Genomic DNA, 21863 nt, shown 5'->3' on the forward strand with positions numbered 1-21863 from the left:
CATCTGTCTCCTGGATGAGATGCGCTTGGGGGCAGAAGTTAGGAGTCGGATAGGATCGCGTCAAGGCGGCCTGCCCGCGCCAGGGCCGCGGCCACCAGTTCCGGGGATAGCGACATCAGCGTCGCGTTGCGGGTCCAGAGGATCGCGGTCTCGATCCGCTTGCCGGGGAAAATCTGTTCCAGCGCCACGGCATAGGCACCCATCTGCCTGAGCAGCGCCTCGGGACAGTCATTGGCGCGCGCGGGCACGGTGGCGTTCGATTTGTAATCGACAACAAGAACGTGATCGGATGCAACAATCAGCCGGTCGATCACCCCATGCAGCCGCCGGGGACCGAGCGGCGCGGTCATCGGCACCTCGGTCAGCGCCTCGGCGACGAAGATCGGCGCCAGCGCCGGGGCGGTCAGCACGCCGGTGGCCTCGGCCAGGATGTCATCACGCTCCAGGTCTTCCAGATCGGGCAGCAGGGCCCCGGCTGCCTGTTGCCAGCGATCACGCGGCAGATCGGGCAGATGTTCCAGCAGCAGGTGGATCGCGGTGCCACGCGCCTTGGCTGCCTCCTCGTCCAGACCTTCATCGCCTGGCAGCGCCTTCGCGCCGCCGAGGTCCGAGGGGCTGAGGCTGGGCAATGGCTCGGGCCGGGGGAGAGCCGGGCTTTTCAGGAAATCGGGGGGGGGAGGCGGCGTTTCGGTCACGGGCGCGGTGGTTTCTAGCTCTGCCGCCGTCCAATCTCCATGCTGATAGCGCAGGCCCTGCCCTCCTGGCAGCGCGGCCTCGACCGCGCCGGCGCGGATCAGCGCGGCCTCGGTCATCTGGTACCAACTGTCTCCGGCCTTGTCCAAATCGCCCGCCGCCGCCACGATCAGCCACTTTTCCGCCCGGGTCAAAGCCACATAGAGAAGCCGCAGCCGTTCGTTCATCTGCCGCGCCTGAGCCGCGTCGCGCGCCGCCGTCAGCACCGGCGGCATCCGGTCCGCGGCAGTGCGCCACAGCGGCGTTTGCCCGGCCATCATCACCTCATCGGGCTGCGGCGCGCGGCGCTTGCCGGTGTCGGGCAGGATGACGATCGGCGCCTCGAGCCCCTTGGAACCATGCACCGTCATCACCCGGATCATGTTGCCAGCGCTGCCCATCTGGCGCTTGATTTCCAGATCGTCGGTTTCCATCCAGGTGAGGAAGCCGGTGAGGCTGGGAATCGCGCTGCGTTCATAGGCCAGCGCCTGGGAGAGAAGTGCGTTGATCCCGTCCTCGGCCTCGGCCCCCAGTCGCGCCAGCAAGCGGCGGCGGCCGTCGTGGCGGGTGAGGATGCGTTCGATCAGGTCATAGGGGCGCAGGAAATCGGTTTGGTCGCGCAGATCGTTCAGAAAGGCCAGGGTTTCGGGAAACTCTGCCCCCCGGTCGCGCAAGGCTTGCCACAGATAGGGGCGCGTGCGCCGATGGGCCAGATCGAACAATTGCTGCTCTCCCCAGCCCAGAAGCGGCGATTTCAGCACGGTGGCCAGCGACAGGTCATCCTCGGGCGTCGCCAGAAACCGGAGCAAGGCCGCCAGATCCTTGACCGCCAGTTCCGCCCCCACCTTCAGCCGGTCTGCGCCGGCGATGGGCAGGGCTGCGGCCTTGCAGGCGCGGATGATCTCGGCAAACAGCTCGGATCGGCGTTGCACCAGGATCAGGAAATCCCCCGCCTGCACCGGACGGCGGCGGAAGCTCCCAGGCTTGGGGCCATCGACCGGCACCGTCTCGCCCCGGTCGATCATCGCCTTGATCTCGCGCGCGATACGGTCGGCCAGAACCACGGTATGGTGCCGCGCGCCGGGGCGGTCGACCGGATCTGTCCAGTCGCGGTCGTCATCCTCCTCGACCTTCTCGACCAGCGGCCAGAGATCGACGCGTCCGGGCAGATCCGCCTTGAACGCCCGGTGCAGCGAGTCTTTGGGAAAGCCGGCCTCGGCCCGACCTTCGAACACCAGATCGACGAGCTGCAGGATCGCCTGCGAGGAGCGGAAGGAGAATTCCAGCGTCAGATCCTGCAAGCCGGTGCCGCGCCCGTCCAGCCGGGCGGCGAACTCCGCCTGCATCCGGTCGAAGGCATCCGGATCCGCCCCCTGAAAGGAATAGATCGACTGTTTCTTGTCGCCGACGACGAAGATCGTGCGTTCCACATCCGCCCGCGCGCCCTGGCCCGAGGTGAACTCCTGCGCCAGCTTCTCGATCACCTCCCATTGTTCGGGGCTGGTATCCTGCGCCTCGTCCACCAAGATATGATCGATGCCGCCATCCAGACGGTAGAGCACCCAGGCGGCGACGCCGGGGTCGTTCAGCAACTGCCGCGTCTTCAGGATCAGGTCGTCGAAATCGAGCCAGCCGCGCAGCTGCTTGCGGCGGTCGTATTCCGGCAGGAAACGCGCGGCAAAGGCATGGAGCGCTTGTGACTTTCGCGCCGCTTCCAGCCCCAGACGACGCGGCCGCGCCGCCTCGACCCGCAGCATCAAGGGCTCCAGCCGGTCCATCAGATCGGGGTGGGTCTTTTGCAGATCCTTGGTCGGAAAAGACCCTAACTTGGCCGAAAACGGCTCTTTCGCCGAGGCGCCGGTCAGAAAGATGCGCTCCAGCTCCGGCAGGATCGCCAGACCGGGATCGCCGAGGGTGGAAAGCGCGGCGCCGTTCTTCTGATCGGTCGCTTTGCCGCCCGCCAGTACGGCGCAAAGGTCGTGGATCAGTTCCGCCTCACCGCCCAGAAACACCTCGGCCTCCAGCGCGTCGGCGTCATAGCCTGCGGGCAGATCGAACAGCGCCAGCAGGCCGTCGCGCTGCAACGGTTCTGCAAAGGCGGCTCGCCTGGCGGTGATCGCGGCGGTCAGCTTGTCGAAATCGGTATCGGTCAGGTGATCGGCCAGATCGGCGATCAGCCCCGCCTCGGGCCCATCGGCAAAATCCTCGACGATCTCGGCCCTGAGCAAGCTGGCGGCGCGATCCTCCATCTCGGTGAACTGCGGGCTCACCCCGGCCTCGAGCGGGAACCGCCGCAGGAGCGAGGCGCAGAACGAATGGATCGTCTGGATCTTCAGCCCGCCCGGTGTCTCGATCGCGCGGGCGAAAAGCGTGCGGGCATGGGCCAGACGATCCGCCGGCACTGCCCCTTCGGTGCCGAGAGAGACGAGCTGCGCGCGCAACCCCTCGTCCCCCAGCATCGCCCATTCGCCCAACCGTTTGAACAGGCGGTTCTGCATCTCGCTCGCCGCCGCCTTGGTATAGGTGAGGCAGAGGATATGCTGCGGTTCGACATCCGCCAGCAAGAGCCGCGCCACCCGGTCGGTCAGCACCCGGGTCTTGCCCGATCCCGCATTCGCCGCCAGCCAGGTGGAGGCATCGGGCCGCGCCGCCTGCACCTGGCGTTCGCTGGCCTCGTCCCGCGCGCTCATGCCAGATCCTCCGGTTCAGGCTCTGTCGCGCGGTCCCATTCGCCGAACCGCGCGAGGTGGTCGTAATCGCCGTGATCACTGTCCTTGAACAGCATCCGGCGCGAGGTATAGCCCTGATCGGGCTGGGCATAGGCGATCAGCAGCTTGCGCAGCTCCTCCAGCACCTGGGCCGGCGGTTCTTCGTCCAAGGGTGCCGGCACCTCTTTGTAGCTCGCACCGATGCCGACGAAGACTGCGCCGTTCACATGCGCGGGGGCCAGATTTCCAAAGCCCACCTCCTCCGCCATCGCGGCCTCGATCAGCAACTGTTTGTCGAACTTCGCTTGCTGGTCTCGGGTCGGTGGTGTGCCAGTCTTGTAATCGTACAGCGTCAACGCCCCGCGCGCGTCCATGTCGATCCGGTCGGCGCGGCCCACAAGGGTGACGCCGGGCGGCGAAATCGCCATTTTAGAGCCTTGTTCGAAGGTGCTGGACATCGCCGCCTCTTGACGAACCGCCTCGGCGGAGAGGAAAGCCTCGGCAATCCGCCCGAGCCGGGACAGCCAGAGCGCCCGGGCGGTGGGCCAGGGCACGTGCTCTTCCAGCACTTCGGTGGCGCGGGCCATCAGCGCTTCGCGGTTCAGGGGGGCACCGGCGCCCAGATCGTCGCGCACGAATTTCTCGAAAACCTCATGCAGCACGGTGCCGCGCAGCAGCGCGTCGGGTTCCTGTACCAGCGAATCGAGCGGCGACAGCCGCAGCACCCGGCGGGCATAGACGGCATAGGGATCGCGGATCAGACGCTTGATTTCGGTCACGTTCAGCCGATCGGGGCGGGACGCTACCGGCGGGCGCGGAGAGGGGCGCGGCGCCGGGGCAATTGGCGTCACCGCCTCAAGCGCGCGGGCCCAGCCCAGCCAGACGCGGCCTCGCGCCCGCATGTCGTCGAGCGCTTGCCGCCCGCCCTGATCGGGCAGCCCGGCCAGCAGATTCGCCAGCCGGTTCAGCCAGCGCGAGGGCACGGTTTCGGCATCGTCCGAGCGTTGCGAGCGGGTCAGCCAGACCTCTGGAGCGGCAATCGCCTGCTGGAAGTCATGCGCCGAAAGACCGATCCGCCGCTCCGGCAGCAAAAGCCCGGCGCGGTCGCGCATCTGCCGGTTCAGCCAGGGATCGGGGCGGGCGGGTTCCGGCCAGCTGCCTTCGTTCAACCCGCCGAGGATCAGCAGATCGGCGCCCATGACGCGCGCCTCAAGCGTGCCCCAGATCATGATGCCGCCAAAGGCCGCGTCGCGGTCGCGTACCTCTTCGCCCTGCAACAGCGCGGTCAGCAGATCGGCGAAATCGCGCGCCGTCATCGTGCCGCCAAATTCCGCCTCCCGCTCCAGCGCGTCCAGCACAGCGCGTGCCTTGATGCCGGCGTTCTTCTGCCATAGCCCGCCGCTGCCCTCGGTCGGGCCGGCGGCGATGGTTTCGGCCTGCGCGCGCAGATCGGCGATCCAATCGGTCAGCGGTCGTTCGCCAAGGCGCTGCCGGTCGCAGAAGCCTGCTGTCAGCCAGCCCAACCAGGTCGCCAGCGCCTCGGGGTCGTGACGGGCGGCGAAGCGTGACAGGCTCATGGCATCGGGAAAGGCCGGCCCCTGCTTGCGCAGGTCCAGTTCCAGATCGCGGGTGAACCGCAGGTGATCGCCGCGGTCGATGCCGGAATGGGTCAGCGGGTGCTTCAGCAGCGTCAGCAGGGTTTCACCGGTCAGCCGCTGGGTGAACAGCTCGGCTACATGGCGCAGGAAACGGCCCGGAGGCGACAGGTGCAGCGGCTGGCCGGCGCTGTCGTCGGGCGTGATGTCCCAGCGTTGCAGCGCGGCGGTGACCTGCCGGGTCAGCATCCGGTCGGGGGTGATCAGCGCGGCGGATTGGCCAGTCTCTGCCGCCTGCCGCAGCCGCAGCGCGATGGCCAGCGCCTCGTCCCGCGGGCTCATGGATTCGACCAGCGTCAGATCGGCGGTGGCGATATCCAGATCGGTCAGCCCCGGCCCCTCGGCCATCCAGGCATCGGTGACGGGGGCCGGGCGCAGCGCCAAGGACAGCAGCCGGTTGCGCGCGGGGGCCGGCGGTTCCTCTCCGGTCCAGCGGATGACCTGATCCGATGACATCTCCAGCCCGTCCAATATCTTGCGGAACCGGTATTGCGGGTGATCCTCCGCCGTCAGCGCCTTTTCCAGCGTCTTCCAGACCTCTGCCGGCTGGTCGAAATCAAAGCCCGGGAGCACCAGCGCCCCCTGCGGCAGCCGGGCGATCGCCTGCATCAGCATCAACGTGGTGCCGCGCGACCCGGTGGAACCTGCCAGGATTATCGGGTGTTGCGGTGGGGCGATCTGCCAACGGGCGATCAGATCCTCGACCACCCGCCGTTGCCGCGCCTGCGGATCCAGTGCCTCGCCTTCCGAGCCGATAAGATCGTCGGCGATGCCGATAAAGGCCTGGGCCCGGGCCCAGTGGCCGGACAGGTCGCTGACATCGAGATTACGGATATCCTCGGGCGAGACGCCTTCTCCCTGCATCTCGTCGATGAGGCCAGCGAGGCTGTCCGCCAGATCGTAGAGCGAGGCGCGCGCCGCCAGATCCGGCTGCCGGTCGAGGAGCGCCGAGATCAATTGCGTCAGCTCCAGCCGCCGGCGCAATGGCGGAACCGCCGGTGGCAGGGTATCGAGCCCGCCATGCGCTCCCAGATCGGTCAGCAGCGACACGCGTGGCAACAGAAGTGGTGCGCCGGCGTCGAAGATATCGCGGATGCGTCGCGCCATGCGGTGGGTGTTCACCACCAGTTCGACCCGGGCCAGCGCCTCGGGTGGCTGGCCTGCCATGCGTTGCAGCAGCCCGTCGATCAGCGCGCGGGGAAAATCCACTCCGCAGGGCAGGGCAAAGACACGCGGGGTGGCGCCCGGGTCAAACATGGGTATCCGCCAGCAGGGATTCGGCCAGCAAGGTTTCGGCCAGTGCGATCCCGTCGGGATGGCCGACGTCGCACCATTGGCCAGGGTATTCCAGCACGAAAAGCCGCCCCTGGGCCTGCATCAGATCCCAGACCCGGTTCAGGGAAAACGCCCGCTCTGGCACCTGATCCAGCAGTTTGGGGGAGATGATCTGCGCGCCGCCATAGATCAGCCCGGGACCGCGCGACATCACCCGCCCCTCGGCATCGCAGGTGAAATCCCCTGCCCCCTTGTGGCCAAGCGCGCGATCCGGGGCTATGCCGATCAGCAGCGCGTCCATCTGGCTCGCGTCCCAGGCAGCGCGCAGCATTTCCAGCGGGTTCGGTCCGGCCCAGATCGCATCACTGTTCAGGGTGAAAACCTCCCCCGGCCCCAGCAGCGGTAGCGCCTGACGCAGCCCGCCGCCGGTGTCCAGAATATCGGGCCACTCGACCGAGGTCTTGACGCCCAAGGGTGCCAGATGCGCCTCGAGCATCTCGGCCTTGTAGTGCAGGTTCGCCACCACATGGCCCAGCCCCAAGGGCCGGATCAGCGAAAGCGCATGGTCGATCAGGGGCCGACCGGCGACCTCGATCAGCGGTTTCGGGCGATCCTGTGTCAACGCCCCCATCCGGGTGCCAAAGCCGGCGGCGAACAGCAGGGCGGCCTGCGGGCTGCTGGGTCTGCGGCTGCGGATCATGCGGATTTCAACCTGTTCAGGGCTTCCGGCGTCGGTGCCGGCAGCGTCGCAAGCAGCAGATCCGCCACCGGGGCAAGGGCTGGGTGTTCCAGATCGCGCGTCAGATGCGCCCAGACCGCCGGGATCAGATCGACATAATGCGGTTTGCCATAATCGGTGGCAAGCCGGGCGAAGACCCCGAGGATACGCAGGTTACGCTGTGCCCCCAGCACGGCATAGGCGGTGCGAAAGGCGTGGTCGTCGACACCGGTTGCGTCGATGTAATGCTGCAGCATCGAAATCTCGATCCCCGCCGGAACATCGCGGCGGATATCCTGAAGCATAGACACCAGATCATAGGCCGGATGCCCCAGCATGGCGTCCTGGAAATCCAAAAGCCCGACCTGCGCCAGACCGTCACGGTCAGGCAGCCACAGCAGGTTTTCGGCGTGATAGTCGCGCAGGCAGACCACGTGGCGGCCGCCGGTGGTATCGGCCAAGATTCCCTCGAATTGTTCGCGGAAACGCGCCAGCTCCGTGCTGCCCTCGTCGCCCAGAATGCCCTTGCGGTACTTGCTGAAGGCGAGCCCGGCAAGATCGGCCATCAGGTCCGGCCCGTACTGGGCCAGCGGCAGCGGCTCGGCCGCATGCAGGGCCACTAGAACGTCGGTCGCCCCTTGATAGAGCCGCATTTCTAGCCCGGGATTGGTCTTCAGCACACGGGCGAACAGATCGTCGCCCAGATCCTCCAGCAGCAGGAACCCGGCTTCTGTGTCTTCGGCGAAGATCTCCGGCGCGCTAAGGCCGAGGTCGCGCAGATAGCGGCAGACGGTGACAAAGGGGCGCACGTCTTCGCCCTTTTCGGGCGGCGCATCCATCAGCACGGCGGTCTTGCCGGTACCGGGGTGGCGCAGCCGTTCATAGCGGCGGTTCGAGGCATCGCCCGCCAGCGGTGCGCGCAGGGCGTCGGTCCAGGCGGTGCCGTTCAGAAAGGTGGTGGCCAGGGGTGCGCGGTCAGTCATCGCGGATCTCTTCCAGTTGCGCCAGTCGCGCCGTCCAATCCGCATCGGTCCAGTCGAGCGTGAGGGCACGAGCGTCCTCGCTATCGCTGTCGGTGGCAAAGCTCAACCGCAAGGCGGTGGTCGGCGCCAGATCGCCCAGACGGTCGGGCCATTCGATCAGGCAGATCGCCTCTTCCATCGCCTGGGTCAGCCCCAGTTCCTCGACCTCTCCGGGATCGGTCAGACGATAAAGATCGGCGTGCCAGATCTCTCCGGCGCCGGTGTCATAGGTCTGTACCAATGTGAAGGTGGGTGAGGGCACATCCTCGGGCTCGACCAGCAGGGACTGGATCAGCGCGCGGGAGAAATGGGTCTTGCCGGCGCCGATCGCGCCTTCGAGCAGCAGGCAGTCGCCCGGACGCAGAAGCGCGCCCAGACGGGTGGCAAGGCTGGCAGTGGCCTCTGGATCGGGCAGGTGCAGGGAAACGGGAGGATGGATCATGGCGCCACAATGGCCGCGCCGCCCGCCGCCCGCAAGCGGGATCAATCGGCGCTGGGCGCCGGGGCCGGTACGGTCGCGGCTACGCGCCGGGCAAAGCGAACCATGGTAGCGCCCTTCTTGATCGGGCGGATGTGGCAATCGAGCATCCCGCCGCCCTTCAGCTCGGCCTCGGCCCGCCAGGGCGCGCGGCTTTCCCGGGTCGCGACGAAATCGCGCAGCTTGCCCCAGACCGGGGTGGGACGGCTGTGATCCTGCCAGTTGCGCATCGCGTCGGTGATGGTGAACTGGGCAAAGCTGCTGTCGGGATCGACCCCCCAGAGATCGCGATAGGGGGCGTTGCAGAAGGTCAGCGTGCCATCCGGTGCAAAGACCGCGATCGCCTCGTCCAGCGTATCGAGCACCGCCTGATTTTGCTCGAGCTCGGCACGGAAGCGGCGGGTCAGGGTGATTTCGGCGGTGATATCCTCGAACAGGAAGGCGACGGCGCCGTCGGGATGCGGCCGGCCACTGACCGAATAGACCGAGCCTGAGGGCAGCGACCAGGTTTCCTGATACTGCCCGTTCGCAGCGGCCTCGACCAATTGGGCCAGTCCCTGACGCCAGCTGTTGTAATCCTTTGGTTCTGGCATCATCGCGCTGTCGCGCAGCCGGTCGAAGAAGGTCATCAGGCTGGGACGCGACGAGAGGAAATCGGCCGGCAGCGATGTCAGGTCAATCAGGGCCGGGTTGAACAGGGCAAGTTGCCGGTTGCGGTCGAAGATCGCCAGGCCGATGGACAGCTGCGCAAAGGTCTTGGTCAGGGTCTGGACGAAATTGCGCTGCGCTGCCTCGGCATCGACCACGGCGTTCACGTCCATCGCATAGCACAGGCAGCCGGATTTCTGCGGGATCAGCCAGAGATCGTACCACAGTTTTTGATCACCCTCTTTCAAATCAATGGCCTGCCGCAGCTTGCGTTTTTCCGAAATCTCGCGGATCGGCAGATCGGGGAACAGCGGCTGGGCTGTGTCGGCATCGCGGCCGCGCACCTTGCGCACCAGTGCCGCATAAGCGGTGTTGCACCAGGTCACCTGACCGTCCAGGGTCAATCGCCAGGCTGGATAGGGTGCTGCGTTCGTCGCTGCGCGCAGGATATCGAGCTCTTGTTCGAGATGAGGCAGGTCGGCGACGGACAACGGTGCGCCGGCACGCAGATGCACCCTGGTGACCCCGTCGATCCATTCGCAGACCGCCTCGGACGGAGGTTCGCCGTCGAGCGAGGGGATCGACAGCCGACCGGCCTCGCGCACAAGGGCGGGATCGGCGGGAAAGGCCGGAAAGCTGGGCAGAAGCTGTCGCCGCACCTGCTGCCAGCTCACCCCGTCGTCGGGATCGCCGGTGATCGCCCGCCCGGTCGAGGTGGCTTCGATCAGCTCGGTGCCGTCGAAGATGAACACCGGATCGTCATTCAGAAATCCTCGGGGCTCCAAACTGTCGTCATAGGGCAGGATATCCTGCCTCTCTGCCCGGCGTGGTGCCAGCCAGAAGACTGCCAGTGAAGCACTGGCCAGACAGATCACCGCCAGAGCGGCCCAGTCGCCGATAGGGATGTCGTTCATATCAGGGCCCCCGCCGTTAACGCCATCGCCGGTCCGATGCTGCGGCGAAATGGTTATCAATATATTAACGACATTTTGGCGACAGTGCAGCCTGTCGTCGGGCTTCAGGGTTAATCAGATTTCGATGGGCTGGTTTTCCCCCAGAGGCAGGGCGAATTCTCCGTTCTGGGCGTCGATCTTGCTGCGGGGCCAGTCGACCCGGACGATGGCACCGCTTTGTTCCGCCATGGTATCGCGGTGCTGGTCGGGATCGCTGCCGTTGGCAAAGCTCAGGCTCGCCCCCGAGCGTTCCAGCAAGGTCTTGGCGATAAACAGGCCAAGCCCCATGCCCTCGTATTCCGGGCGGGTCTTGCTTTCAGGCTCCCCCTTGCGACGGCGCATGAAGGGATCGCCGATCCGGCCGATCACCTGCGGCGAATAGCCTTCGCCGTCGTCGAGGATGCGGATCCAGATCCTGTTGTCAGTCCAATGGGTTTCCACCCAGACATTGGCATGGGAGAAATCCACCGCGTTCTGGATCAGGTTGCGCAGCCCGTGGATCACTTCGGGCAGGCGCAGGATCGACGGCTGTTGCGGGCTGCCGCCGGGGCCGGGGCTTTCACTGAAATGCACCGTCTTGCCGCGATGTCGATGCGGTTCGGCCGCCTCTTGCACTACGGCGCTCAGTGGTGCCTGCCGCATCTGAAGATCGTCCTTCCCGGCGCGGCCCATGTTGCGCAGGATATCGCGGCAGCGGTCGGCCTGATCGCGGATCAGCTGGGCATCCTCGCGCAGATCGGGCTGATCGTCGAGCTCTTCTATCAGCTCGGCGCTGGTCAGTTTGATGGTGGCGAGCGGCGTGCCCAGCTCATGCGCCGCGGCGGCGACGACACCGCCCAGATCGGTCAGCTTCTGTTCCCGTGACAGCGCCATCTGGGTGGCGGCCAGCGCCTCGGACATCGATTCCATTTCGCTTTTCAACCGTTGCGAGTAGGCCCCCATGAAAACCGTGGCGATGATGATGGCCGCCCAGTTGCCGAAGACGAAGAGATCGGGAATGCGCAGCAAAAAGCCTTCCTGGGTGCGCAACGGTACGTGAAATTCTGCCAGCAGCGTGACCAGAAGGATCGCCATGCCGCCGACGATCAGCGTCGAGCGTAGCCCGAGTACGTTGGCCGAGACGGTGACGGGGGCCAGCAGCAGGATGGCGAAAGGGTTGTTCAGCCCGCCTGTGAGGTAGATCAGGAAGGCAAGCTGCAGCAGATCGAACAGCACCATCAGGAAGTTTTCGAATTCCGACAGCCGCTTGTTTTCAGGATAGAGCAGCATCGCCAGCAGGTTGCCGGCGGCGGAAATGCCGACGGCCAGCAGGCAAAGCACAAGATCAAGCTGCAGATGATACATCATCTGGGCGGCCGCGATGGCCCCCAGCTGGCCGGCGATCGCGACCCAACGCAGCAGGATCAGCGTGCGCAGCCTGATCCAGCCGCCGCGCTCCTGCCCGCGCCAAATGCCCACATTGGATTCCGACATGAAAGGTCTAAGTCTGTTGCATCGGCTCGGGATGGTGATAGGTCTCCCGGCTGCAAGGATCAATCATTGTTACGCAAAGGGCCCGTTATCATGACCCGCATCTATGCCATTATTGCCGTTGTCGTCGCTGCTGTCGGCTTGGGGGCGATTTGGTTCGTCAGCCGCCCGCTCGGGGGCGGCGACCGTTTCGCGCAATGCCGCTCCAGCCAGGTGGCCGGAGGCACGGCGCAGATCGGCGGGCCCTTCACCCTGATCAACTCAAAGGGCGAGACGGTGACCGACAAGGATGTGATCACCGGGCCGTCGCTTTTGTACTTCGGCTATACCTTCTGCCCCGATGTTTGCCCGCTGGACAATGCCCGCAATGCCGAGGCGATCGACATCCTGGAAAGCCGCGGCCAGATGGTGACGCCGATCTTCATCTCGATCGACCCAGAGCGCGACACCCCCGAGGTGGTCGGCGATTTCGCCCATAACCTGCACGAACGGATGATCGGCCTGACCGGCAGCGCCGAACAGGTGAAGGCGGCGAGCCAGGCTTACAAGACCTATTACAAGCGGCAGCCCGGCCAGGACGACGATTATTATCTGGTCGACCATTCTACCTTTTCCTATCTGGTGCTGCCGTTCGACGGCTTTGTCGAATTCTTCCGTCGCGACGCCTCTCCTGAGGCGATGGCGGACAGCATCGGGTGTTTTCTCGATAAAATGTGAAAAGATCGCCGGGGCTTCAGCGACTATTCCCTCAGGTTTTGGTTTGGCCCTTTGATCTTTTATTTCGTGGGGCTAATAGTGATATTCAACAAAACGAGAGCGATTGTTGGGGAATGAAAATGTCCGAGGCGGCACTGCAGGCAGAGATCGGAGCGGATAAATCCCTGCTTCTGGTCGACGATGACGAACCGTTTCTGCGGCGGCTGGCCAAGGCGATGGAAAAGCGCGGGTTCGAGATCGAGATGGCCGGATCGGTTGCTGCCGGCAAGGCGATCGCCACAGCCCGACCTCCGGCCTATGCGGTGGTCGATCTGCGGCTCGGGGATGGCAATGGGCTTGATGTGGTCGAAGTGCTGCGCGAGAAACGCCCGGACTGCCGGGTTGTCGTTCTGACCGGATATGGCGCCATCGCCACAGCAGTGGCCGCAGTCAAGATCGGCGCCACGGATTATCTGTCTAAGCCTGCCGATGCCACCGATATCACCAATGCACTTTTGTCCAACGGTGCGGCGCTGCCACCACCACCGGAAAACCCGATGAGCGCAGACCGTGTCCGCTGGGAGCATATCCAGCGGGTTTACGAGCTGTGCGATCGCAACGTGTCGGAAACCGCGCGACGGCTGAACATGCACCGCCGCACTCTGCAACGCATCTTGGCCAAGCGCAGCCCGCGCTGAAAGGACACCGATGTCCGATGAAAAGGGGCTCGGGCCCGAAAATCAGCCCTGGCCGGAAGGCGGCTGGTCGGAAGAAATCGTCTCGCTGAATGGTGCCATCGTGGTTCCTCCGGTTGAAAGCGGTTTTGTGCAGGCCGCCGGGGTTCTGGATGCCCATGGCCGTTATTGCCCGCATGGCGCGCTGTGGCGCAAGTATCGCCCGCTGACCACCGAACCCGAGCCTCCGGCCGAGGTCTCCGAAGCGTTATCGGGTCGTTGGCTCTGGGGTGGGGTGCTCTGGGCGCATTTCGGTCATTTCCTGGTGGAGAGTTCCTCTCGTCTCTGGGCGCTCAATGAGCTTGAGCAGCCGGTCGAGGGGATCCTGTTCATGCCCAAGCGCCCCGCGGTGGGCGATATGGTGCGCGGGTTTCAGCGCGATTTCGTCGACCAGATGGCGCCGAGTCTGCCGATCAAGGTGGCGACTGGCCCGACGCTGGTCGATGAATTGGTGGTGCCCGGACAGGGGTTTGGCCTGGGGGCGATCACCGCCGGCACCCGCAAGTTCCGCGATGCGATCCATCAGCGCTTTGCCAAGGATATCCGGCCCGAGGGGCCTGAGAAGATCTATATCTCCCGCTCTGCGCTCGGGCTCGGCAAGGGGGGGCTTCTGGGCGAGGAACGGCTGGAAGAGCTGTTGCAGGCGGAAGGCTATGAAATCTTCCATCCCCAGAACCATGACATCGCCACCCAGCTTGCCCGCTACAAGGCAGCGAAGAAGGTGATTGCGGCGGATGGTTCGGCCTTGCATCTCTTTGCCATGGTCGGCCGCGCCGATCAGCCGGTGGCGATGATCATGCGGCGCAAATCCGCTGCCAACAACTTGCTGGCCGCCAATGTGGTGCATTTCTGCGGGTCTGAGCCGGTGGTGATCAATGCGCTGCGCACTGAATGGGTGAAGGCGGAACAGAAGAAATCCAACCGCCTGTCCTTTGGTGAGATTGACCACGCGGTCCTGGCCCGGGTGTTGGGCCAGACCGGTTTCGTGCGCGAGGGGTTGAACTGGCCCACCCTGACCGAGGCCGAGCGCCAGCAAATCCTGAAAGACAAGGGGCTGGGCGGAAACGAGGATTTCGTCGAGTCACCGGAATATGTCCGGCTGCGGGTGCGGGCGATGCGCCAGGAACGTCGTGCCCGGCGCGCAGCGGCGAAAGAAGCCGCCGCAGATTAATCCAGCCGGGCCAGAAGATCGGCGTGTCGCGCGGTGAACTCTGCGCGCACCTCGACAGGGGGACGCAGCCGGATATCCAGCCCTTCCATCAATGCTGCATCGGGCTTGCCAAAAAACTTGTTGGCTTCGGCGGCGGAAAAACCGGCGATACGGGTCGCCTCCATCCAGGCGCTAATCCTGTCGGCGCGCTTGATCTGCCGCTTGACCGAGGCGGGGATCGCCGCCGGCAGGCCAAAGCGGATATGGATCGCCGCGGTCAACCGCGCGTCCAGATCGCCATAGCCAGAGCCCACCGCCGCCTTCACCGGGGAAATCATGTCGCCGATCACATATTCCGGCGCGTCGTGCAGCAGGGCCGCCAGCCGCCATTTCACCGGCGCGTTCGGCGCGATGCGACCGAACAGGGTTTCGACCAACAGCGAATGTTCGGCCACCGAATAGGCGTAATCCCCCCGTGTCTGCCCATTCCAGCGGGCGACGAAGGCCAGCCCGTGGGCGATATCGGCAATTTCGATATCCACCGCCGTCGGGTCGAGCAGATCGAGTCTGCGGCCGGAAAGCATGCGTTGCCAGGCGCGGGGCTGTTTCATGCGGGATTACCTTCACGGAGTCTGAACGGGGAGTCGGGTGCCGTTTATGTACCCTTTCCGTGCATCGGCGCAACGGGGCTTGGCTGAACCGGCCAGGCCCCGCTTGCCGCAAGCTTGTCCGCGGGCCCCACGAATGATATCTGGCGACAAGCTTGCTATTCAGGGAACCCGAATTCATGGCATCCGACTATATCGTTAAGGACATCGCGCTGGCCGACTTCGGCCGCAAAGAACTCGATATCGCCGAAACCGAAATGCCGGGGCTGATGGCCCTGCGTGAGGAGTTCGGTGAAGCGCAGCCGCTGAAGGGTGCCCGCATCGCCGGGTCGCTGCACATGACGATCCAGACTGCGGTTCTGATCGAAACGCTGGTGGCGTTGGGCGCCGATGTGCGCTGGGCGTCGTGCAACATCTTTTCGACTCAGGATCACGCGGCTGCGGCGATTGCCGCCGGCGGCACGCCGGTTTTCGCCATCAAGGGCGAAACGCTGGAAGAATATTGGGATTATGCCGACCGTATCTTCCAATTCGAGGAAGGCGGCGCCAACATGATCCTTGACGATGGCGGCGATGCTACGCTGTACATCTTGCTGGGGGCACGGGTCGAAGAGGGCGAAACCGATCTGATCGCCACCCCCACTTCGGAAGAAGAGGTCGCGCTGTTCGCCCAGATCAAGAAGCGGCTTGAGGCCAGCCCGGGCTGGTTCACCAAGCAGCGCCACATGATCCAGGGCGTTTCGGAAGAAACCACCACCGGCGTTCACCGCCTGTATCAGATGATGGAAAAGGGCCACCTGCCCTTCCCCGCCATCAATGTGAACGACTCTGTCACCAAGTCGAAGTTCGACAACAAATATGGCTGCAAGGAATCGCTGGTCGACGGTATCCGCCGCGCCACCGATACCATGATGGCCGGCAAGGTCGCCGTGGTCTGCGGCTATGGCGATGTCGGCAAGGGCTCGGCCGCGTCGCTGCGCGGTGCCGGCGCCCGGGTGAAGGTGACCGAGGCCGATCCGATCTGTGCCCTGCAGGCGGTGATGGACGGTTTCGAAGTCGTGCTGCTGGAAGACGAAGTCGCCAAGGCCGACATCTTCGTCACCACCACCGGCAACAAGGACATCATCCGCATCGAGCATATGCGCGAGATGAAGGATATGGCCATCGTCGGCAACATCGGCCACTTCGACAATGAAATTCAGGTCGCCGCGCTGAAGAACCACAAGTGGACCAACATCAAGGACCAGGTGGATATGATCGAGATGCCCTCGGGCGCCCGCATCATCCTGCTGTCCGAAGGGCGTCTGCTGAACCTGGGCAACGCCACTGGCCACCCGTCCTTTGTGATGTCGGCCTCGTTCACCAACCAGGTTCTGGCGCAGATCGAACTGTTCACCAAGGGCGAGAACTACAAGAACGAAGTCTATATCCTGCCCAAGCATCTGGATGAAAAGGTTGCGGCCCTGCACCTGGCCAAGGTCGGCGCCAAGCTGACCAAGCTGACGCCGGAGCAGGCTGCCTATATCGGTGTGAAACCGGAAGGCCCGTTCAAGCCGGAACATTACCGTTACTGATCGACGACCGTCAGGTCTTTGGAAACGCCCCGCACTGCGGGGCGTTTTCATGTTCGGCAGATGCCGCGAGGGAAGATATTTATTCCCGCTTTTCAGCTTGTTGAGAGAATGACGCAGCGGCGCGAAAAGATCGGCTGCCAGGTTACATAACCGACATATCACGGCAATGTGTCTGTTACCTGTCCCGCGTACCTCCGGCGCATCACGACATCCAAAAGGATATTCACGATGCGTCTCTCGCTTTCCGTTCTCGCTTTGGCCAGCGCCCTTGCCGCGCCTGCCATCGCGGAAGAAACCTTTCCCGCCACCCTGGCCGGGCATGCCTATATCCCGGCGCTGACCCTGATCACCCCGCCTGCCGACGCGCCGCGCGACACTTGGATTTCCGGCAAGTTCACCGGCAAGACCCGCAATGATCAGCCGATGAGCGTCATGGGCAATGTCGGCAAGGGCTATGGTGGTCACGACACCGGTATCGCGCTGCCGTTCATCGGCCAGCCGATGCAGGGCATGTCCGGTTTCGCCATGAACCTGGCCGAAGACGGCAGCATCTATGCGCTGACCGACAACGGTTTCGGCAGCAAGCGCAATTCCCCCGACGCGATGCTGTTCTTCCACAAGATGGCCCCCGACTTCGCCAATGGCACGGTCGAACGCCGCGATACCATCTTTCTGTCGGATCCTGACCATAAGGTGCCCTTCCGCATCACCTATGATGGCAGCAAGAGCCGCTATCTGACCGGCGCCGACTTTGATCTTGAGTCGATCCAGGTGCTGAACGGCGAAGTCTGGATCGGTGAGGAGTTCGGCCCCTATATCATTCGCGCCGGGCTCGACGGTGTGGTCAAGGCGGTCTACCCGACCATGCTGGACGGCAAGGAACTGCACGGCCCCGACACCTACAGCGTTTATGTCCCCGCCGAAGCCGGCAAGGATTATCAGGTGCAACGGTCCGGCGGCTATGAAGGCATGGCGCTGCAGCCGGGTACCGGCTTGCTCTGGGCGATGCTGGAAAAGCCGATCCTGGGCGAAGACGGCAAGCCTGAGGGCAACTTCCTGCGGGTCATCAAATTTGACACCAACAAGGCCGAATGGACCGGGGAAAGCGTGAAATTCGCGTTGACCGAAGGCGCCACTGCGATCGGTGACTTCAACTTCATCGACGGCACCCGCGCACTGGTGATCGAACGCGACAACGGTGAAGGCGATGCCGCCCGCGCCTGCGCCGACGGCGCCACCGATACCTCGGCCTGCTATCCGAAGCCGGCGAAGGTCAAGAACATCGTTCTGGTCGACACCGCCGATATCGACGCGGATGGTTTCATGCGCCGCATCGGCCATATCGACCTGCTGAACATCGCCGACCCGGATGGCAAGGCGTTGGCCGGCATGAAACCAGCCGAAGGTCCGTTCACCTTCCCGTTCTTCACCATCGAGGACGTGATCGCGCTGGACGATACCCATATCATCGTCGCCAACGACAACAACCTGCCGTTCTCCGGCGGGCGGGAGCCGGGTGTGGCCGCCAACAACGAATTCATCCTGCTGTCGGTGCCGGAACTGCTGGCTGCCAAGTAAGGTGGAAGACTGCAATGCGAAGGGGCGCCACGGGGCGCCCCTTTTGTCATCTTTCGTTGATTTCTGTCGGGATCAGTCTGGTGACACCCCAGCCAGGGTGCAGATATGGCGCCATTCCGCTTCGGTCAACGGTTGTACTGACAAGCGGGAATTCTTGACCAGTACCATATCGGCCAGCGCCGGATCCGCCTTGATCTGATCCAGCGTGACGGGGCGATCAACAGGCTCTAATGCACGAATATCGACGCATTCCCAACGCGGATCTCCGGCCTTGCTGTCGGGATGCACTTCGGCGCAGACCTCGATCAGCCCGACAATCGCCTTCTCGCTCTGTGAGTGGTAGAAAAAGCCCTTGTCGCCCAGCTTCATCGCCCGCATGAAATTGCGCGCCTGATAGTTGCGCACGCCGTCCCATTCCTCGCCCTCGGTCCCCTTGGCGACCTGATCGGCCCAGCTCCAGGTCGAGGGTTCGGATTTGAACAGCCAATAGGCCATCAGACCACTTTCTTCCATTCGATCAGCTCGACACTGTCGAAGAGGCCGGCCTTGGCATAGGGGTCGTTTGCGGCCCAGTCTTCGGCTGCGGCCATATCGGCGACGTCAAGGATCACCAGCGATCCAATCATGTCACCATCGACAATCAGCGGGCCTGCCTGCGATACCACGCCGGTCGCATCGAGATAGGCCAGATGTTCGGTACGGTTGTCCTTGCGGATTTGCAGCGCGCCGGCTTTGTCACGGGCGATGAGGGCGATCAGCATGTCATTCCTCCTTGAGGGGTCGGGTCAAAAGCGCGGTCATCGCCGCGTCGAGGGTGAGTTTTCCGTCCAATAGCCCGACCACACAAGCAGTGATCGGCATATCGAGGCCCATGGCCCGGGCCTTGGCATCTGTGGCATGGGCGGTGGCGGCACCTTCGACGGTGACGGTGGGGTCAAAGACCTCCCCCCGCCCCAGCGCCAGCCCCAGCCGGTAATTGCGCGACAGGGTCGAGGTGCAGGTGAGCGCCAGATCGCCAAATCCAGATAGCCCCGCCAGCGTATCCGCCTCTGCCCCCAGATGCCGCGCCAGCCGTTGCATTTCGGCATAGCCGCGGGTCATCAGCGCGGCGCGGGCACTATCGCCCAGCCCGGCGCCGATCACCGCGCCGCAGGCGATGGCGATCACGTTCTTCAACGCCCCGCCGATTTCCGCCCCCAGTGTATCGGTGGTGCGATAGAGGCGCAGATTGGCGGTATTCAGGCTCTGTTGCAGGGATTTTCCAAGATCCGGATCGGCGCAGGCCAGGGTCAGCGCCGTGGGCAGCCCCATGGCGATATCGGCCGCGAAGCTGGGTCCGGTCAGCAGTGCATGGTGGGCCTCGGGCAGCGCCTCGCGCATCACCTCGATCGGGCCAAGGCCGGTGGTCAGTTCGATCCCCTTGCAGCAGGCGACCAGTACCTTGCCGGTCAGCTCGGCGCGATGGGCATCCAGCATCCGGCGCAATTGCTGCATCGGCACCGCCAGCAACAGGACGCGGTTTTGCGCCGCCTGCTGCAGCTCCGACGTCACATTGAGGTTTTGGGGCAAGGGCATCCCGGGCAGGCGGCGGGCGTTTTCACGACTTTCCGCCATCTCGGCCACATGGCCCGCATCCCGGGACCAGAGCGTCACCGCCCCCTTCCCCGCCAGCGAAATCGCCAGGGCCGTACCGAAGGCCCCGGCGCCGAGGACGGAAACACTCATGCCTTGGCCCCCTTCTTGCCACCGCCAAGAAGCGCCGGACTGGTATTGTCGAGCGGCCAGCGCGGCCGGGCCATCAGGGTCAGATCATCACGTTCGCCCTTGGCGAAGCGTTCGATCCCGGCATAGGCGATCATCGCCGCGTTATCGGTGCAAAGCTTGAGCGGCGGCGCGGTGAAGCGCACGCCCATCTCGGTGCAAACCGTCTCTAACCCGGCACGAATGGCGCCATTCGCCGCCACGCCACCGGCCACCGCCAGTACTGGATCGGCAGGGTTTTCCGCCAGATAGATCCGCAGCGCCCGGCGGGTCTTTTCCGCCAGCACATCGACGATCGCCTGCTGGAACCCGGCGCAAAGATCGGCGCGGTCGGCGCGCGTCAGCCCGCCCTTTTCGGCGACGATCTGGTCGCGGGTGCGCAACAGCGCCGTCTTGAGGCCCGAGAACGAAAGGTTGCAATCGTCGCGGTCCAGCAGCGGGCGCGGAAACCGGAAATGCCTGGGATCGCCCATCTTCGCCTCGACCTCGACCGAGGGGCCGCCCGGTTGCGGCAGGCCCAGCAGCCGGGCCGCCTTGTCGAAGGCCTCTCCCGGGGCGTCGTCGATGGTGCCGCCGAGGCGGGTGAACTCCTCCGGTCCCTTGGCGATCAGATATTGGCAATGCCCACCGGAGACGAGGAGGATCAGATAGGGAAAGCCCACGCCGTCGGTCAGCCGCGGGGTCAGCGCATGGCCGGCCAGATGGTTGACGCCCACCAGCGGTAGCCCTGTCGCCGCGGCGATGCCCTTGGCGCACATCACCCCGGCCAGCACGCCGCCGATCAGCCCGGGGCCGGCAGTAACCGCCACGGCGTCCACATCCGCCAGCGCCAAGCCGGCGCGTTCCAGCGCCTCGGTCACGCAAAGGTCGATCTTTTCGGCATGCGCCCGCGCCGCGATTTCGGGCACCACGCCGCCGAAGGCACTGTGCAGCTCGGTCTGCCCGTAAACCACGGAAGAGAGGATATGCGCCCCCTGCCCGTCCCGCCGCACCACGGCGGCGGCAGTATCGTCGCAGCTGCTTTCCAGCCCCAGAATGGTGATCGCGTCCGCCATGGCCCCGGCCGTTGTCTTGTTTCCCTGCCGCAGGTAACACTCCGTCAGCCGCCAAACAATCCCGGGGCCCAAATGACGATCCTTCTGATGACCCGCCCGCGTGCCGAGGCCGAGGCTTTCGTCGCCGGCCTGCCCGGGGAGCTGCGCTCCCGGCTGACGCCGGTCTACAGCCCGCTGATGACGATCGTGCCACTTGGGGTGGATGTGGACACCGCTGGGATCGGCGGGGTCATCTTCACCTCGGCCAACGGGGTGGCCTGTGCCGGGCCCGGGGGCGATCTGCCCGCCTATTGCGTCGGTGTGAAGACTGCCCGGGCCGCACAGGCGGTCGGCTGGCAGGTGATATTGACCTGTCCCGATGCCGAACATCTGATCGCCGCGCTTTCCGATCTGGTGCCCGAAGGGCCGCTTTTGCATCTGCGTGGCATGCACAGCCGGGGCGATATCGCCGGACGGCTCAGCGCGCGGGGGATCGAAACCCGGGCCCTGCCGCTTTACGATCAGCGCCTCGAACCGCTCAGCGAGGCGGCGAAGGGGGTGCTTGCCGGGACGGAGCCGTTAATTGTGCCGTTGTTCTCCCCTCGAACGGCGCGACATTTTGCCGAAATTTTCGCCGGCTGCGCGCCGCTTTACCTGGCCCCGATCAGCCAGGCCGCGGCGAAAAACGTTGAAAACATGGAGGCTGCGGCTGTCGAAGTGGCGAAAACGCCGGATTCGCCGGGGGTTGGCGTGGCTGTCGAACATCTGGCCGCCGTGGCGTGCCGGGTTGAGGGGCCGGACCGCGCGCAGTAGGGTGCGACAAGCGCATAGCGTCTGATTATTTCATTGTGAATCGGAGGGGATTTCAGGGTGGCCGATAAGACCGATCCGAAACCTGAGCTTGAGACCGAGGGCAAGCCGAAGGTCGAGCCTGGCATCGAAACCGGAACTGGCAGCGATCAGACCGGGGAACAGGCCGGCGAGACCTCCGATACGGAGATTGACGCCGGAGCGCTGAGAGAAGAGTCGTCTTCCGAAGCCGAAGCCGAAGCCGAAGCCGAAGCCGAAG

At 64.7% G+C, this 21863-nt stretch carries 18 protein-coding genes and 1 pseudogene; 7 read left to right on the forward strand and 12 right to left on the reverse strand.

Features of this window, described 5'->3' with window-relative positions:
* Positions 1-38 precede the first annotated feature (38 nt).
* The 7 genes from addA to regB all read right to left on the reverse strand — a co-directional run bounded on the left by addA (position 39) and on the right by regB (position 11662).
* Positions 39-3422, reverse strand: a complete 3384-nt coding sequence (gene addA / locus G455_RS0105485) for a double-strand break repair helicase AddA (RefSeq protein ID WP_028092773.1) — start codon at positions 3420-3422, stop codon at positions 39-41.
* Positions 3419-6352, reverse strand: a complete 2934-nt coding sequence (gene addB, locus G455_RS0105490) for a double-strand break repair protein AddB (protein WP_028092774.1) — start codon at positions 6350-6352, stop codon at positions 3419-3421. Before addB ends, addA begins: the two co-directional genes overlap by 4 nt.
* A complete protein-coding gene (locus tag G455_RS0105495; protein ID WP_035366216.1) occupies positions 6345-7070 on the reverse strand; it encodes a nucleotidyltransferase family protein in 726 nt (241 codons plus the stop codon). The genes addB and G455_RS0105495 overlap by 8 nt, the downstream gene beginning before the upstream one ends.
* Positions 7067-8071: an aminoglycoside phosphotransferase family protein gene (locus tag G455_RS0105500; protein WP_028092776.1), complete on the reverse strand. Its 1005-nt coding sequence runs from the start codon at positions 8069-8071 to the stop codon at positions 7067-7069. The genes G455_RS0105495 and G455_RS0105500 overlap by 4 nt, the downstream gene beginning before the upstream one ends.
* Positions 8064-8552, reverse strand: a complete 489-nt coding sequence (tsaE, locus tag G455_RS0105505) for a tRNA (adenosine(37)-N6)-threonylcarbamoyltransferase complex ATPase subunit type 1 TsaE (protein WP_028092777.1) — start codon at positions 8550-8552, stop codon at positions 8064-8066. Before tsaE ends, G455_RS0105500 begins: the two co-directional genes overlap by 8 nt.
* Before the next feature lie 41 nt (positions 8553-8593).
* Complete coding sequence (locus tag G455_RS0105510; protein ID WP_028092778.1) at positions 8594-10150, reverse strand: PAS-domain containing protein; 1557 nt, start codon at positions 10148-10150, stop codon at positions 8594-8596.
* Between the two features lie 114 nt (positions 10151-10264).
* The gene (gene regB / locus G455_RS0105515) at positions 10265-11662 is read right to left on the reverse strand and encodes a sensor histidine kinase RegB (RefSeq protein WP_028092779.1); all 1398 of its coding nucleotides are present in this window, start codon (positions 11660-11662) and stop codon (positions 10265-10267) included.
* Positions 11663-11752: 90 nt separating this feature from the next.
* On the opposite strand from regB, the gene G455_RS0105520 reads away from it, so the two are divergent.
* From G455_RS0105520 to G455_RS0105530, 3 genes are all read left to right on the forward strand, one after another.
* Positions 11753-12376 (forward strand): SCO family protein, encoded by a 624-nt coding sequence (locus tag G455_RS0105520; RefSeq protein WP_028092780.1) that lies wholly within the window; start codon positions 11753-11755, stop codon positions 12374-12376.
* Between the two features lie 119 nt (positions 12377-12495).
* Complete coding sequence (locus G455_RS0105525; protein ID WP_028092781.1) at positions 12496-13053, forward strand: ActR/PrrA/RegA family redox response regulator transcription factor; 558 nt, start codon at positions 12496-12498, stop codon at positions 13051-13053.
* 10 nt (positions 13054-13063) lie between these two features.
* Entirely contained in the window at positions 13064-14260 is a 1197-nt protein-coding gene (locus G455_RS0105530) for a glycosyltransferase 61 family protein (RefSeq protein WP_028092782.1), read from the forward strand.
* Here G455_RS0105530 and G455_RS0105535 read toward each other — a convergent pair.
* The gene (locus G455_RS0105535) at positions 14257-14850 is read right to left on the reverse strand and encodes an HD domain-containing protein (protein ID WP_028092783.1); all 594 of its coding nucleotides are present in this window, start codon (positions 14848-14850) and stop codon (positions 14257-14259) included. The two genes, G455_RS0105530 and G455_RS0105535, sit on opposite strands and share 4 nt — an antisense overlap.
* Before the next feature lie 176 nt (positions 14851-15026).
* Between G455_RS0105535 and ahcY the strand changes: the two genes are divergently transcribed.
* Entirely contained in the window at positions 15027-16421 is a 1395-nt protein-coding gene (gene ahcY / locus G455_RS0105540; protein WP_028092784.1) for an adenosylhomocysteinase, read from the forward strand.
* A gap of 228 nt (positions 16422-16649) precedes the next feature.
* Entirely contained in the window at positions 16650-17999 is a 1350-nt protein-coding gene (locus G455_RS0105545) for an esterase-like activity of phytase family protein (protein ID WP_028092785.1), read from the forward strand.
* 72 nt (positions 18000-18071) lie between these two features.
* Here G455_RS0105545 and G455_RS0105550 read toward each other — a convergent pair whose 3' ends face one another.
* Genes G455_RS0105550 through tsaD form a run of 4 tightly spaced genes read right to left on the reverse strand, consistent with a single transcriptional unit; the run spans position 18072 to position 20815 of the window.
* A complete protein-coding gene (locus G455_RS0105550; protein WP_028092786.1) occupies positions 18072-18494 on the reverse strand; it encodes an EVE domain-containing protein in 423 nt (140 codons plus the stop codon).
* Positions 18494-18760 (reverse strand): YciI family protein, encoded by a 267-nt coding sequence (locus G455_RS0105555; protein WP_028092787.1) that lies wholly within the window; start codon positions 18758-18760, stop codon positions 18494-18496. Before G455_RS0105555 ends, G455_RS0105550 begins: the two co-directional genes overlap by 1 nt.
* Position 18761: 1 nt before the next feature.
* Entirely contained in the window at positions 18762-19724 is a 963-nt protein-coding gene (locus tag G455_RS0105560; RefSeq protein ID WP_028092788.1) for an NAD(P)H-dependent glycerol-3-phosphate dehydrogenase, read from the reverse strand.
* Complete coding sequence (gene tsaD / locus G455_RS0105565) at positions 19721-20815, reverse strand: tRNA (adenosine(37)-N6)-threonylcarbamoyltransferase complex transferase subunit TsaD (RefSeq protein ID WP_028092789.1); 1095 nt, start codon at positions 20813-20815, stop codon at positions 19721-19723. Before tsaD ends, G455_RS0105560 begins: the two co-directional genes overlap by 4 nt.
* 72 nt (positions 20816-20887) lie before the next feature.
* Here tsaD and G455_RS0105570 point away from each other — a divergent pair, with 72 nt between their 5' ends.
* Both G455_RS0105570 and G455_RS27230 read left to right on the forward strand, forming a co-directional pair.
* On the forward strand, positions 20888-21607 hold the full coding sequence (locus G455_RS0105570; protein ID WP_028092790.1) for a uroporphyrinogen-III synthase: 720 nt from the start codon (positions 20888-20890) through the stop codon (positions 21605-21607).
* A gap of 57 nt (positions 21608-21664) precedes the next feature.
* Positions 21665-21863 (forward strand): annotated as a pseudogene (locus G455_RS27230) (hypothetical protein); the annotation flags it as partial.

Source organism: Pseudodonghicola xiamenensis DSM 18339 (assembly GCF_000429365.1).
GTDB classification, from domain to species: Bacteria; Pseudomonadota; Alphaproteobacteria; order Rhodobacterales; family Rhodobacteraceae; genus Pseudodonghicola; species Pseudodonghicola xiamenensis.

Bases quoted from the DNA above. Each gene is read 5' to 3' on its own strand.
- G455_RS0105535 (WP_028092783.1), bottom strand. From the start codon at position 14,850: ATGAAACAGCCCCGCGCCTGGCAACGCATGCTTTCCGGCCGCAGACTC.
- G455_RS0105520 (WP_028092780.1), top strand. From the start codon at position 11,753: ATGACCCGCATCTATGCCATTATTGCCGTTGTCGTCGCTGCTGTCGGC.
- G455_RS0105560 (WP_028092788.1), bottom strand. From the start codon at position 19,724: ATGAGTGTTTCCGTCCTCGGCGCCGGGGCCTTCGGTACGGCCCTGGCG.
- G455_RS0105510 (WP_028092778.1), bottom strand. From the start codon at position 10,150: ATGAACGACATCCCTATCGGCGACTGGGCCGCTCTGGCGGTGATCTGT.
- G455_RS0105570 (WP_028092790.1), top strand. From the start codon at position 20,888: ATGACGATCCTTCTGATGACCCGCCCGCGTGCCGAGGCCGAGGCTTTC.
- G455_RS0105550 (WP_028092786.1), bottom strand. From the start codon at position 18,494: ATGGCCTATTGGCTGTTCAAATCCGAACCCTCGACCTGGAGCTGGGCC.
- addA (WP_028092773.1), bottom strand. From the start codon at position 3,422: ATGAGCGCGCGGGACGAGGCCAGCGAACGCCAGGTGCAGGCGGCGCGG.
- G455_RS0105530 (WP_028092782.1), top strand. From the start codon at position 13,064: ATGTCCGATGAAAAGGGGCTCGGGCCCGAAAATCAGCCCTGGCCGGAA.
- G455_RS0105495 (WP_035366216.1), bottom strand. From the start codon at position 7,070: ATGATCCGCAGCCGCAGACCCAGCAGCCCGCAGGCCGCCCTGCTGTTC.
- tsaD (WP_028092789.1), bottom strand. From the start codon at position 20,815: ATGGCGGACGCGATCACCATTCTGGGGCTGGAAAGCAGCTGCGACGAT.
- addB (WP_028092774.1), bottom strand. From the start codon at position 6,352: ATGTTTGACCCGGGCGCCACCCCGCGTGTCTTTGCCCTGCCCTGCGGA.
- G455_RS0105525 (WP_028092781.1), top strand. From the start codon at position 12,496: ATGTCCGAGGCGGCACTGCAGGCAGAGATCGGAGCGGATAAATCCCTG.
- G455_RS0105555 (WP_028092787.1), bottom strand. From the start codon at position 18,760: ATGCTGATCGCCCTCATCGCCCGTGACAAAGCCGGCGCGCTGCAAATC.
- ahcY (WP_028092784.1), top strand. From the start codon at position 15,027: ATGGCATCCGACTATATCGTTAAGGACATCGCGCTGGCCGACTTCGGC.
- G455_RS0105500 (WP_028092776.1), bottom strand. From the start codon at position 8,071: ATGACTGACCGCGCACCCCTGGCCACCACCTTTCTGAACGGCACCGCC.
- regB (WP_028092779.1), bottom strand. From the start codon at position 11,662: ATGTCGGAATCCAATGTGGGCATTTGGCGCGGGCAGGAGCGCGGCGGC.
- tsaE (WP_028092777.1), bottom strand. From the start codon at position 8,552: ATGATCCATCCTCCCGTTTCCCTGCACCTGCCCGATCCAGAGGCCACT.
- G455_RS0105545 (WP_028092785.1), top strand. From the start codon at position 16,650: ATGCGTCTCTCGCTTTCCGTTCTCGCTTTGGCCAGCGCCCTTGCCGCG.